Here is a 13,653-nt window from a genome sequence, read left to right on the forward strand (position 1 = left end):
AAATAAATTTATCAGGAAATAAAAATGAAATTTATGAAACCAAAATATCTGGCGCTCTTTATTGCGGCGGCCACCAGCTCCGCATTTGCAGCTGCGCCGGGTACGCCTTCTATTACATCGGGCAATGATAAATTTGCGCTGGTAGAAGTGGATCAGGCGGCACAGGATTACAACAACCTCATCAAAGTGCATAAAGAGGGTGTTGATGTAAAAGTGGAATGGAACGTCTGGAGCGGTGACGCCCCAACGTCTGCAAAAGTGCTGCTGGACGGCAAGACCGTCTGGACCGGCGCGGGCAGCGCGGCGGGTTCTGCGACCTTCAAAGTCAAAAAAGGGGGCCGCTATCAGGAACAGGTCGAACTATGTAACGACAGCGGCTGTACCAAAAGCGCAAGCAAACTGATTATCGTGGCGGATACCGACGGAAGCCATTTGCTGCCGCTGAATACGCCGCTGCTGGAAAATAACAAAGCTTTCGCTCAGCATACCGATAAAGTCGTCGGTGCCTATTTCCCTGAGTGGGGCGTTTACGATCGAAACTTCTCTGCGGATAAGATCCCGGTCGCGAACATTAACCACCTGCTGTACGGCTTTATTCCAATTTGCGGCGGCGACGGTATTAACGACAGCGCCAAATCTTCAGGTGCACTGGAATCCCTGAAACGCGCCTGTGCTGGCCGTCAGGACTACACCGTGGCCATTCACGATCCTTGGGCTGCGTTGCAGAAACCGCAGAAAGGCGTAAGCAACTGGGACGATCCCTACAAAGGTAACTATGGGCAGCTGATGGCGATGAAAAAAGCCCATCCTGACCTGAAAATTCTGCCATCCATTGGTGGCTGGACCCTGTCCGATCCGTTCTATCAGATGGATAACAAAGTACTGCGTGACCGTTTCGTGGCGTCGGTAAAAGACTTCCTGACCACCTGGAAAGTGTTTGACGGCGTGGATATTGACTGGGAATTCCCGGGCGGCGGCGGTGAAAACGCCAAACTCGGCAATCCTCAGACCGATAAAGCCACCTACACCGCGCTGATGCACGACCTGCGTCAGATGCTGAATGAACTGTCTGCGGAAACCGGTCGTACCTACGAGCTGACTACTGCAATCGGTGCCGGTAAAGATAAGATCGAAGACGTGGACTATAACACCACGCAGCAGTACCTCGACCATATCTTCCTGATGAGCTACGACTTCTACGGTGCCTGGAGCAATACCGATCTGGGCCACCAGACCGCCCTGTACGGTGCTTCCTGGAAACCAGACACTAACTACACCACCGATAACGCGGTAAAAGCGATGCTGGAGCAGGGCGTTAAGCCAGGCAAGATCGTGGTAGGCGCAGGTATGTATGGCCGCGGCTGGACCGGCGTTCATGGTTATACCGGCGATAATCCATTTACCGGCACCGCAACCGGACCAATTAAAGGGACATGGGAAAACGGTATCGTTGACTATCGTCAAATCGTCAACCAGATGCTGGGCAAACCGGGCTGGGAATACAAATATGACGAAGCGGCTGAAGCGCCGTACGTGTTCAACAAGTCCACCGGTGAGCTGGTGACGTACGATAACGCCCGTTCCGTTATGGCGAAAGGCAAATACGTACTGAACAAAAACCTGGGCGGACTGTTCGCATGGTCTATCGAGTCTGATAACGGCGATATCCTGAACGCCATGAACGAAAGCCTGCTGGGCGGAAGTTCCATCCCGGATCTGCCTGTTGAGACTAACCATGCGCCAGTGGCTTCAGCTGCCGATCAAAATGTCACCGGTCCTGCAACCGTGACCCTGGATGGCTCTGCTTCCAGCGACCAGGACGACGATGCGCTGACCTATAAATGGACGCAGGTTTCAGGCCCTTCTGTGACCATCGCCAATAGCACCAAAGCAAAAGCCAGCTTTAGCGTTCCGGCTGTGACAAGCGACCAGAACCTGGTCTTCCGTTTGACCGTAACCGACGCTAAAGGGCTGAGCAATGCTGTTGACGTCCAGGTTGTGAATAAAGCGCCTAAAGCCAACCAGGCGCCGGTAATAAATGCTATGGAAGCCGTTACCGTTCAGTCCGGTGAAGCAATTTCTCTGCACGCACAGGCATCCGATCCTGATGGTGACGCGCTGACCTACAGCTGGAGCGTACCGGCTGATATGAACGCGACCGGCACTGATTCGGCCAACGTTCGCATCACTGCGCCAGAAGTGCACAATACTTCTTCCTACACCCTGAGCGTTATTGTGACGGACGGTAAAACCAGCGTGCAGTCTGACGTGCAGGTGACGGTGGAGCCTAAGCCAGCTGACGAGGTAACGCCTCCTGCCGATGACGTAACCCCACCGGTTGACGACGTAACGCCTCCTGCCGATGACGTCACACCACCGGCTGACGACGTAACCCCGCCAGCTGACGATACCACCGGCAGCTGCGACGCACCTGTCGATGCCAACGCCAGCAAATACGCTGCGTGGGACGCGAGCAAAATCTATAACAACGGCGATACCGTAAGCTTCGACCACCTCGTGTGGAAAGCGAAATACTGGACTCAGGGCAATCAGCCTGGCTTCGGTATGGACGCGTGGGAGCTGGTAAGCAACGTGAAGATGAACTGGCGTTCTGACCTGGTCTACAACGGCGGCGACACCACCACCTATGAAGGTAACGTTTACCGTGCGAAATGGTGGACCCGTGGTGATAACCCAGCAAATAGCGACGTATGGGTAAAAGAAGGCGCATCAACAGATTGCAAATAATCTAACCCATTAATTACTCCCCCCTTCTGAGGGGGAGTAATTAAAAATTCATTTTACAGGATGTTTCTAAGGAGAAATAACTAATAAAGTCAGCAGGTAAAAATGAAAAAGCTCATTTTGTTGTTATTAATAATAAGCCAGGGTGCTCTGGCAAACTGTTGGGATAAAGCGGCGCGTTATTATCATGTCGACCCTTATTTACTGTACGCGATAGCGAATGTGGAATCCGGTATGAATCCGTACGCGGTTGGGAAAAACCGCGATGGCACGCGGGATGTCGGGCTGATGCAAATCAACAGCTCGCATTTTACCGCGCTAGAAAGCAGAGGCATTGATGAGTATCGCTTAATGACCGAGCCGTGTACCTCCATCATGGTGGGTGCCTCCATTCTCTCCGGAATGATAAGAGTATATGGTTATAACTGGGAAGCGGTAGGCGCTTATAACGCCGGGTTGAAGAAAGAGAATTATCCGCAGCGGATGAAATATGCCCATAAGGTCTGGGCTAAATATCAGCAATTAAAATTAGCAGCACGCGATTAACGTTTTTTATTTTTGAAGAATTCCTGAAGGTGTTCTTCGAAAAGTGAAAACAGCTGAATGTGGTTTATGTATTAACGGAATAATACCTAAGCCGGGATATTAACATTTAATTTGAAACGAACAGGAAAACTGAAATGAACAAAAGGACGTTACTGAGTGTACTTGTTGCTGGTGCTTGCGTTGCACCTTTTATGGCGCAGGCCGCCTCTTTGCAGGCGACCACCGGCGAGCCGTACACCATGAAAGCCAGCGATCTGGCGAAGAAAGAGCATGAGCTCACTAACTTCCCGCTGATGGCCTCCGTTAAAGAGACTATTCAGACCCTGGACAACGCGCAGGTCGAACTGATTGAGCCAGGCCGCGCGGCGAACCCGGACAACGTCAAACGCGTTGAAGGGATTGTGAAAGCCAGCGACTGGGAATATCTCTTTCCGCTGCGTGCACAGGCTTATACCTACAGCAACTTCCTGAAAGCCGTGGGTAAATTCCCGGCGCTGTGTAAGACCTACAACGACGGTCGTGACAGCGACGCTATCTGCCGCAAAGAGCTGGCGACCATGTTTGCCCACTTTGCCCAGGAAACCGGCGGCCACGAAAGCTGGCGTCCGGAAGCCGAATGGCGTCAGGCGCTGGTCCACGTGCGTGAAATGGGCTGGAGCGAAGGGCAGAAGGGCGGCTATAACGGCGAATGTAACCCGGACGTCTGGCAGGGACAGACCTGGCCTTGCGGTAAAGACAAAGACGGCGATTTCCTGAGCTATTTCGGACGCGGTGCGAAACAGTTGTCCTACAACTACAACTACGGTCCATTCTCTGAAGCGATGTACGGCGACGTGCGTACCCTGCTCGATAAACCTGAGCTGGTGGCGGACACCTGGCTGAACCTGGCCAGTGCTATCTTCTTCTTCGCCTATCCACAGCCGCCAAAACCAAGCATGTTGCAGGTGATCGACGGTACATGGCAGCCGAACGATCACGATAAAGCCAACGGCCTGGTCCCGGGCTTCGGTGTAACAACCCAGATCATCAACGGCGGCGTTGAGTGCGGCGGCCCGACTGAAATTGCGCAGTCTCAGAACCGTATCAAGTATTACAAAGAATTTGCGAACTACCTGAAAGTCCCTGTTCCGGCGAACGAAGTGTTGGGTTGCGCCAACATGAAACAATTTGACGAAGGTGGCGCAGGCGCCCTGAAGATTTACTGGGAACAGGACTGGGGATGGAGCGCGGATACCCCTGACGGCAAGACTTACTCTTGCCAGCTGGTGGGTTATCAGACACCGTTCAGCGCGTTCAAAGAGGGCGACTACAGCAAGTGCGTGCAGAAGTTCTATAACGTGAATATCGTGAATGACGACGGTTCCTCGGTGACGCCGGACGAAACCCCGGTCACGCCAACGCCAACACCTTCTGAAGATGTTACGCCGGCCCCAACGCCAGCGCCAGTTCCGGATGAAACTCCGGTTGAACCTGTCGCGGTGAACCACGCGCCGGTTGCGCAGATTGCGGGCCCAATCGGTGCCGTTGAAGCGGGCGCGCAGGTTTCTCTGAGCGCGGAAGGCTCTACCGACGCAGACGGCAACAAGCTGACCTACACCTGGCGTTCTCAGGATGGCCAGACCGTGACCGGCGAAGATAAAGCGGTGGTGACCTTTAAGGCGCCTGAGTCTACAACGGCGCAGCAGTATGAAGTGAGCCTGACCGTCAGCGATGGCGAGCTGAGCAGCACCACGTCTTACCTGCTGAACGTGAAAGCGAAAGCGACAACGCCATCCGGAGAAGATACGTCTTACCCGGCATGGAGCGCGAACAGCAAGTACAACGCCGGTGATATCGTGAATAACCACGGTAAATTGTTCCAGTGCAAACCGTTCCCGTACAGCGGCTGGTGTAACAGTGCGCCGACGTACTATGAGCCGGGTGCAGGCCTGGCTTGGGCTGAAGCCTGGACGGCTCTGTAAAAGCAAACGGCAACCCTCGGGTTGCCGTTTTAATGTTTGCACCCTCTACCTGAGGGAGAGGGCCGGGGTGAGGGCATCAGTCCGCACTCTCTGTTTTTTGCCGGGTGGCGCTGCGCTTACCCGGCCTACATGAGGCTGGAACGCTTACCGGTGCAACTTCCCGTGATCCCGTAACCACGCCGCCGTACGCACTATCCCTTCATCGAGCGAGATAATCGGTTTATACCCCAGCTCGTTCTCCGCCCGTGAGATATCCAGCGTAAAATCAAAGTTGAGCTTCGACACACCGTAATGCGTCAGCGCAGGCTCTTTCGCCGATTTACTGCCAAAGCGCTCCATGCTGCGGGCAATCATGTCCAGCATCGGGTAGGGAACAGAACGGATCCGGCAGTCGATTTTTAACTCATCAATCAGCCTTTGCACAATGCTGCGCAGGGTACAGGGTTCGCCGTTGGTAATGTTATAGGCGCGGCCCGACACCAGCTTATCGCACTCCGGCTGGCTCGCCAGCCACATGGCGTGAACGGCATTTTCGTAATAGGTCATGTCTACCAGCGCATCGCCGCCGCGTGGTAACAGCACGCTGCCGTAATGGTGCATCATCTGGGCCAGTCGCGGGATAAAGACTTTGTCGTGCGGCCCAAACAGGCTCTGTGGTCGCAGCACGGTAAAGCGGGTGTGCGGATTTGACTGGGCCAGCAGGTCGATCACCTCTTCGCCAGCCGCTTTACTGCGGGCAAATTCACAGGCAAAGCGCGCAGGGCGGAAATCTTCCTGAATATCACGATGATGGTGATAATCAAAATAGAGCGACGGGGAAGAGATATGAATAAAGTTACGCACGCCCCAGGCGACGGCCCATTCGCCCAGACGGCGCGTGGCGCGCACGTTGGCGAGATCGAAGGCTTCCTGGGTACCCCACGGGGAGGTAAAACTGGAGCAGTGCCACAGCGTATCAATACCGGCGAGCATCACCTTGGCCTGAGAGGAGACCAGCTCCGTCAGGTCGGCATGGACAAACTCAGCGCCCATTTTTTGCAAGAGCTTGCCCATCGCCTCGTTGCGACCGGTGGCCCTCACGCAGATGCCTTTGTTGCGCAGAAATTCGACCGCATTTCGGCCTAAGCCGCTGGTCGCCCCGGTAACCAGTACCTTCATAACAATCCACTGTGTTGAAAAGAATTTCGTGCGCATTCTTTCGTGAATTACGATGTGTTGCAATGGGAAAGGTGAAAGAAAAAGAGTTTTATTTAGTTACTTTCCCGCTTTTCTTCTGCCAGTTGCGCAATCCGTTTCGCCATTCCGCGGAAGATAAACAGGTGTGCCGGGATCATCAGCAGCCAGTAGAACAGCCCGGGCATTCCGTGCGGGTGCCACCACGCCCGAACGTCCAGCTCGCGGTGATCGCCTTTGTCTTTAAGGGTGAAGCAGAGCCGCCCCAGCCCCGGTGCCTTCATGCCAAACAGCAGCGCCAGCTGTTTTTCCGGCTCAACGATGATCACCTTCCAGCTGTCGACCGTATCGCCCACGTTCAGATACGGGGCGGCAGGACGGCCTTTTGCCAGCCGGTGACCCACCAGCAGATCCAGCGTGCCGCGCGTTTGCCAGAGGATATTGCCGAAGAAATAGCGCTCTTTGCCGCCGATCTGGTTCACAACGTCCCACAGCGCTGAGAGGCTGGCAGTGGTTTTTACCGTACAGCCCGCCTGTTTTGGGTAATAGCCGTACTCGGGCCGCCAGCGGGCAAACGCCTGCGCGTCGTAGCCCCAGTCACTGGAGTTCACCAGCTTCTCTTCTTCTTTCAGCGTATTGCGTACGGCATCGTCGAAGGGGATCAATTCCTGAGGGATCAAGGCTCGCAGTTCACGATCGTCCGCCAGCAGATCGTGTTTCAGTCCCTGTATAAGCGCTTTGGCAGTCGTCGGCGGCACGGAGGTGATCACATTCAAAAACCACACCGAAATCCAGCGGGTCGGGAAGGGGACGGGCACCAGCCAGCGGCGGCGGCCACTCACCCGCATAAAATGTTCGAACTGCGCCTGATAGCTCAACACTTCCGGGCCAGCCGCCTCCAGCACACGATGCGCCGCCGCCGGATGATCCAGCAATGCCACCAGATAGTGGAGTAAATTCTCCAGCGCAATGGGCGTGGTGCGCGAGCGTACCCAGCGCGGCGGTGTCAGCACAGGCAGGTTGTAGACCATATCGCGCATCACTTCGAACGCGGCGGAACCCGCGCCGACGATGATCCCTGCCCGCAGTTCGGTGACGGGGATACGGGCGCTTCGCAATGTCTCTGCCGTCAGTTGCCGGGCGCGCAGATGGTCTGACTGCTCGTTCTCAGGCGCCTGAAGCGAGCTTAGAAAGATCACCTGCTTTACCGGCGTTTGCAGCAGCGTATCACGTACATTCATCGCCACCTGACGCTCGTGGGCGATAAAATCGCCGCCTTCGCCCATGCTGTGAACAAGGTAGTAAAGCGTATCGACCCCTTCCAGCAGCGCAGGAAGCGCTTTCGGCCAGTTAAGGTCAACGTTGTGACACGTCACGCCAGGCAAATGAAGTTTTTGCAGGCGTTCCGTGTTGCGTGCCACTGCCAGCACCTGGTGCCCCTGCTGGCTTAACGCAGTGGTCAGATGCTGACCGATATACCCGCTGGCACCGAGCACCAGAATACGTTGCGGCACGGTATGCTCCTTAACGCTGTAAAAACGCCTGCCAGTGTTTCACCACCTCGGTCAACTGCTCGCGGTTAACGTCAAGATGCATCACCAGTCGCACGACCGGGGAGGCGTTGATCAGCACGCCTCGGGCTTTCATAAATTCGCCCAGCGCGGCAGCATGCTCATCGCCGACGCGGACAAACAGCATGTTGGTGTCATGACGCATGACATCAGCGCCGATTTCACGCAGCTGCGCTGCCATCCACGCCGCATTGTCGTGATCGTCTTTCAGGCGTGACACGTTATTTTTCAGGGCGTACAGTCCGGCAGCCGCCAGAATACCCGCCTGACGCATCCCGCCGCCGGTCATTTTGCGCCAGCGGTTGGCGCGTCTGATGTAGTCCGCGCTGCCAACCAGCAGGGAACCTACCGGCGTGCCCAGCCCTTTAGAGAGGCAAATGGTGAACGAGTCGCAATATTGGGTGATCTCTTTCAGCTCGCAGCCGTACTCCACCACGGCGTTGAAGATACGTGCGCCGTCAACGTGCAGGCCGAGCTTGCGCTCGCGGGTAAAATCCCATGCCGCTTTCAGGTATTCGCGCGGCAGGACTTTACCGTTATGGGTGTTTTCGAGGCTCAGCAGTTTAGTGCGGGCGAAGTGAATATCATCGGCTTTGATTTTTGCCGCGACTTTGTCCAGCGGCAGCGTACCGTCCGGCGCGGCATCGATCGGCTGCGGCTGAATGCTGCCAAGCACCGCCGCGCCGCCGGCTTCGTACAGGTAGTTATGCGCCCCCTGGCCGACGATATACTCTTCGCCGCGCTCGCAGTGGCTCAGCAGCGCCACCAGGTTAGCCTGCGTGCCGGTGGGCAGGAACAGGGCAGCCTCTTTACCGCTCAGCTCGGCCGCATAGCGCTGGAGTTCGTTGACCGTCGGGTCATCGCCGTAGACGTCGTCCCCGACCGGGGCGGCCATCATCTCTTCGAGCATGGCGCGGCCCGGACGGGTAACGGTATCACTACGTAAATCAATCATTTCACATCCCTTTCATTTAAGAGGTCTTGTGAAATGTTTTACCTGAGCCAGTTGGTTTTTGCCAGTTCGATCACTTCGTCACCGCGCCCGCTGATGATGGCGCGCAGCATGTAGAGGCTAAAACCTTTAGCCTGTTCCAGCTTGATTTGAGGCGGGATTGCCAGCTCTTCTTTGGCGACCACCACATCCACCAGTACCGGGCCGTCGATGGAGAAGGCACGTTGCAGGGCTTCGTCCACCTCTGAGGCTTTCTCCACCCGAATACCGGTGATACCGCAGGCTTCGGCGATGCGGGCGAAGTTGGTGTCGTGCAGCTCGGTGCCGTCCGTGAGGTAGCCTCCGGCCTTCATCTCCATCGCCACAAAGCCCAGCACGCTGTTGTTAAAGACCACGATTTTCAGCGGAAGCTTCATCTGCGCCACCGACAGGAAATCCCCCATCAGCATACTGAACCCGCCGTCGCCGCACATCGCCACCACCTGACGTTCCGGTGCCGTTGCTTTCGCGCCCAGCGCCTGCGGCATGGCGTTGGCCATTGAGCCATGGTTGAACGAGCCAAGCAGGCGTCGTTTGCCGTTCATTTTCAGATAGCGCGCGGCCCAGACGGTGGGCGTACCCACGTCGCAGGTGAAGATGGCATCGTCGTCGGCGAAGTGGCTGATCTGCTGCGCCAGATACTGCGGGTGGATCGCTTTTTCGCTCGGTTTGGCGAGATCGTCCAGCCCCTTACGCGCATCGCGATAGTCGCTCAGGGCTTTATCGAGGAATTTGCGGTCCGTTTTTTCTTCCAGCAGCGGCAGGAGGGCGGCGAGGGTGGATTTAATATCGCCGATAAGCGCCATATCCACCTTGCTGTGCGCGCCGATGCTACCGGGATTAATGTCGATCTGGATAATTTTCGCATCCGTCGGGTAGAACGCGCGGTACGGGAACTGGGTGCCGAGCAGGATCAGCGTATCGGCGTTCATCATGGTATGGAAGCCGCTGGAAAAACCGATCAGCCCGGTCATGCCCACATCGTACGGGTTATCGTATTCAACGTGTTCTTTCCCGCGCAGGGCGTGCACAACTGGCGCCTTCAGCTTAGCGGCAAATTCCACCAGCTCTTTATGCGCGCCGGCACAGCCGCTGCCGCACATCAGGGCGATATTGCTGGAGTATCGCAGCAGTTGCGCCAGCTTTTTAAGCTCTTCATCCGCAGGGGTAATGGTTGGCTGTGGCGCAGAGTACCAGTGGGTGGTGGCGGTTTCAGGTGCAGCCTTCAGCGCCACGTCCCCCGGCAGCACAACCACCGAAACCCCGCGATTCAGGATCGCCTTACGCATGGCTATCGCCAGCACCTGTGGGATCTGCTCCGGCGAGGAGACCAGCTCGCAGTAGTGGCTGCATTCACGGAACAGCTCCTGAGGATGCGTCTCCTGAAAATAGCCGCTGCCGATTTCGGATGACGGAATATGTGCGGCAATCGCCAGCACCGGAACATGGTTGCGGTGACAGTCGAAAAGACCGTTGATAAGGTGCAGGTTTCCCGGTCCGCAGGAACCTGCACAGACGGCGAGTTCGCCCGTGAGCTGCGCTTCGGCACCCGCGGCAAAGGCGGCGACCTCTTCATGGCGGGTGGGCATCCATTCAATGGTCTTCATCTTGTTGAGGCTGTCGCTGAGTCCGTTCAGCGAATCGCCGGTGACGCCCCAGATACGCTTTACGCCAGCCTGCTCCAGGGTTTTCGCTATGTATGCAGCCACGGTTTGTTTCATGGTGGTCCTTCTCCTTTATGTGATATCGCTTACAAGCTTAGAAGAAAGTCACTGTATTGGCTGCCTGGTATTCCATACGCACAGGCAGTAGGCACAACGTAAGCCGGGTAAACGCAGTGTCACCCGGCAAAAAGCCCGGTGGCGCTAACGCTTACCGGGCCTACGAAGAGCCAACATGTACAAAGTAGGCCGGGTAAACGCAGTGCCACCCGGCAACAAATGGGGGCACTGCGCCAGATTATGCCAGCACCAGGTCCCCCTGCGGATGGCATGAACACGCCAACACGTAACCCTCTGCAATTTCCGCATCGGTCAGCGTCATGGTGCTGGTGACGGTGTATTCACCGGAAACCACCTTCGTCTTACAGCAGCCGCACACACCCGCGCGACAGGCTGCCGCTACCGGCACGTTATTGCTTTCGAGCGCTTCAAGCAGCGTGGTGCCCACGCGACCAAAGAAGGTCTGCGCCGGTTGCAGCTTCGTGAACTTCATCCCGCTGGTCGCCGCTGCCGCTACAGGCGTGAAGAACTGCTCTTTAAAGAAGCGGGTCACGCCGAGCGCTTTCACTTCTTTCTCCACGATCTCCATGTACGGCGCCGGGCCGCAGGTCATCACGGTACGATCCGCAATGTCCGGCACGCTTTGCAACATTTCGCGGCTCAGACGCCCCGCGACAAAACCGTGCGTCGCGTTGTGCTCAGCCACCAGGGTCACCGGATAATTTCGCCATTCCTCGGCAAAAATCACATCTTCCGGGGAACGCACGCTAAAGATCACCTGCACGTCGGCCTGAGGACGGTATTTCGCCAGCCAGCGGCGCATCGACATAATCGGCGTTACGCCACAGCCTGCCGCCAGAAGCAGGAATTTGTCTTCCTTCTTGTCGTCACAGGTGAACTCGCCCTGCGCGTCAGACAGCCAGATGTAATCCCCGCGCTTCACGTCACGGGTCAGCCACCGGGAGCCTGCGCCGTCCTCAATACGACGGACGGTGAGCGTTATGTATTCGCTCACGCCCGGCGTGGAGGAGATCGTGTAGGCGCGCAGGGTATCCGCCGAATTACGCACACTCACTAGCGCATACTGACCTGCGCGGTACGGGTAGTAGTCATGGCACAGCAGCGACAGTGTCCACACATCCGGCGTCTCCTGTTGGATGTGATGAACCTGCATCCGCCACGGACATTGTGAGGTTGGCATGGTCATGAGTTACTCCTTACGCGCTCAGCAGTTGCTTCATATCATCTTCAACGTTGGTCACGGAACGCAGACCAAATTTCTCGTTCAGGATGGCCAGCAGGTCCGGCGTCAGGAAGCCTGGCGCGGTCGGCCCGGTGACGATGTTGGTCACGCCGAGAGAGAGCAGGGTCAACAGAATAACGATCGCTTTCTGCTCGAACCAGGAGAGCACCAGCGACAGCGGCAGATCGTTCACGCCGCAGCCCAGTTTCTCTGCCAGCGTGACCGCCAGAATGATGGCTGAATACGCATCGTTACACTGACCAGCATCCACCAGGCGTGGCAGACCTTCGATGTTGCCGAAGTCCAGCTTGTTGAAACGGTATTTACCGCAGGCCAGGGTCAGGATCAGACAGTCTTCCGGAACGCGGGTGGCGAAATCGGTGAAATAGTTACGTTCCCCGCGCGCGCCGTCACAGCCGCCGATCAGGAAGATGTGACGCAGTTTTTCACGGCTGACGAGGTCAATCAGGGAATCCGCCGCACCCAGCAGGGTTTCACGGCCAAAACCGACGGTGATGAGGTGCGGAATTTCGCTGTACGGGAAGCCTGCCATCTGCTGCGCCTGTGCGATAACCGGACCGAAATCATCGCCTTCAAGGTGGCTCACGCCCGGCCAGCCGACGATGCTGCGGGTCCAGATACGGTCGTCATACGCGCCCACGGTAGGGTCGATGATGCAGTTAGAGGTCATGACGATTGGGCCAGGGAAGCGGGCGAACTCCACCTGCTGGTTCTGCCAGCCGCTGCCGTAGTTACCGATCAGATGCTTAAATTTACGCAGTTCCGGGTAGCCGTGCGCGGGCAACATTTCGCCGTGGGTATAGACGTTAACGCCGGTGCCTTCGGTCTGCTTCAGCAGGTTGTAGAGATCTTTCAGGTCGTGGCCGGAGATCAGGATGCATTTACCTTCGGTCGCTTTGACGTTGACCTGCGTCGGCGTTGGGTGACCGTAGGTGCTGGTTTCACCGGCATCCAGAATGCTCATAACTTTGAAGTTCATCTGGCCGATTTCCATCGAGCATTCCAGCAGGGCGTTCATGTCGGAAGGCCAGGTGCCCAGCCATGCCATGATTTTGTGGTACTGGGCATAAATGTCGTTGTCGTACTGGCCGAGTACGTGCGCGTGCTCCATATACGCCGCAGCACCTTTCAGACCGTACAGGCACAGCAGGCGCAGGCCGAGGATGTTCTCGCCAATCGCCGCTTTGTCTTTATTGGGAGTAAATTCGGCGGCCTGACGCTGTAGCTCGCCCAGGTCGTCGCTCACCAGCTGTAGTTCCGCCATCGGGTTGTCCACGCGAGCGCTTGCGTCGGCATTCAGGCATTGCGCTTTCAGGGCTTCACGCAGGGCAATCGCTTCGCGGGCATAGCCCACAATGCGTGGCGAATCGAAGTTAACGTTAGTCAGCGTGGAGAAAAATGCGCGCGGCGCAAAGCTGTCGACATAGTGATCGACAAGGCCATATTCACGGGCCTTGAAGGCCCAGGCGGATAAGCCTTGCAGCGCCGCAATCAGCAGGTCCTGGAGATCGGACGTTTCTGCGGTTTTGCCGCACATACCCTGCGCGTAAGAGCAGCCGTTGCCTGCCGGGGTACGGATGGTTTGTTCACATTGCACACAAAACATAATCACACCTGTTAAAGTTATATTTCAGATACATGTTTAAGGTTATGCCTGTGCCACAACGGAGAAAAGTGCTTT

At 56.5% G+C, this 13,653-nt stretch carries 9 protein-coding genes; 3 read left to right on the forward strand and 6 right to left on the reverse strand.

Going from position 1 to position 13,653, the window contains the following annotated elements; translation table 11 throughout:
- Positions 1–24 precede the first annotated feature (24 nt).
- From INF86_RS08455 to INF86_RS08465, 3 genes are all read left to right on the forward strand, one after another.
- Entirely contained in the window at positions 25–2,748 is a 2,724-nt protein-coding gene (locus INF86_RS08455; RefSeq protein WP_038415759.1) for a glycosyl hydrolase family 18 protein, read from the forward strand.
- A 102-nt stretch (positions 2,749–2,850) separates the two neighbouring features.
- On the forward strand, positions 2,851–3,291 hold the full coding sequence (gene iagB / locus INF86_RS08460; protein ID WP_023299704.1) for a type III secretion system invasion protein IagB: 441 nt from the start codon (positions 2,851–2,853) through the stop codon (positions 3,289–3,291).
- Between the two features lie 134 nt (positions 3,292–3,425).
- Positions 3,426–5,252, forward strand: a complete 1,827-nt coding sequence (locus INF86_RS08465; protein ID WP_032624555.1) for a chitinase — start codon at positions 3,426–3,428, stop codon at positions 5,250–5,252.
- A 144-nt stretch (positions 5,253–5,396) separates the two neighbouring features.
- Here INF86_RS08465 and INF86_RS08470 read toward each other — a convergent pair whose 3' ends face one another.
- The 6 genes from INF86_RS08470 to hcp form a co-directional block, all read right to left on the reverse strand.
- On the reverse strand, positions 5,397–6,410 hold the full coding sequence (locus INF86_RS08470) for an NAD(P)-dependent oxidoreductase (protein WP_063146162.1): 1,014 nt from the start codon (positions 6,408–6,410) through the stop codon (positions 5,397–5,399).
- A gap of 92 nt (positions 6,411–6,502) precedes the next feature.
- Complete coding sequence (locus INF86_RS08475; RefSeq protein WP_063148386.1) at positions 6,503–7,939, reverse strand: SDR family oxidoreductase; 1,437 nt, start codon at positions 7,937–7,939, stop codon at positions 6,503–6,505.
- A gap of 10 nt (positions 7,940–7,949) precedes the next feature.
- Positions 7,950–8,951 (reverse strand): low-specificity L-threonine aldolase, encoded by a 1,002-nt coding sequence (gene ltaE / locus INF86_RS08480; protein WP_063148385.1) that lies wholly within the window; start codon positions 8,949–8,951, stop codon positions 7,950–7,952.
- A gap of 38 nt (positions 8,952–8,989) precedes the next feature.
- Positions 8,990–10,708, reverse strand: coding sequence for a ubiquinone-dependent pyruvate dehydrogenase (poxB, locus tag INF86_RS08485; protein ID WP_022647603.1), 1,719 nt, complete (start codon positions 10,706–10,708; stop codon positions 8,990–8,992).
- Positions 10,709–10,946: 238 nt separating this feature from the next.
- Positions 10,947–11,915: an NADH oxidoreductase gene (gene hcr / locus INF86_RS08490; RefSeq protein ID WP_193543422.1), complete on the reverse strand. Its 969-nt coding sequence runs from the start codon at positions 11,913–11,915 to the stop codon at positions 10,947–10,949.
- 10 nt (positions 11,916–11,925) lie between these two features.
- Complete coding sequence (hcp, locus tag INF86_RS08495; RefSeq protein WP_023299708.1) at positions 11,926–13,578, reverse strand: hydroxylamine reductase; 1,653 nt, start codon at positions 13,576–13,578, stop codon at positions 11,926–11,928.
- Positions 13,579–13,653 lie beyond the last annotated feature (75 nt).

Origin of the sequence: Enterobacter cloacae complex sp. I1M (genome assembly GCF_014982425.1) — a bacterium.
Lineage (GTDB): Bacteria > Pseudomonadota > Gammaproteobacteria > Enterobacterales > Enterobacteriaceae > Enterobacter > Enterobacter intestinihominis.

Coding starts and splice junctions, on each gene's coding strand:
- INF86_RS08455 (WP_038415759.1), top strand. CDS start 25: ATGAAATTTATGAAACCAAAATATCTGGCGCTCTTTATTGCGGCGGCC.
- iagB (WP_023299704.1), top strand. CDS start 2,851: ATGAAAAAGCTCATTTTGTTGTTATTAATAATAAGCCAGGGTGCTCTG.
- INF86_RS08465 (WP_032624555.1), top strand. CDS start 3,426: ATGAACAAAAGGACGTTACTGAGTGTACTTGTTGCTGGTGCTTGCGTT.
- INF86_RS08470 (WP_063146162.1), bottom strand. CDS start 6,410: ATGAAGGTACTGGTTACCGGGGCGACCAGCGGCTTAGGCCGAAATGCG.
- ltaE (WP_063148385.1), bottom strand. CDS start 8,951: ATGATTGATTTACGTAGTGATACCGTTACCCGTCCGGGCCGCGCCATG.
- poxB (WP_022647603.1), bottom strand. CDS start 10,708: ATGAAACAAACCGTGGCTGCATACATAGCGAAAACCCTGGAGCAGGCT.
- hcr (WP_193543422.1), bottom strand. CDS start 11,915: ATGACCATGCCAACCTCACAATGTCCGTGGCGGATGCAGGTTCATCAC.
- hcp (WP_023299708.1), bottom strand. CDS start 13,578: ATGTTTTGTGTGCAATGTGAACAAACCATCCGTACCCCGGCAGGCAAC.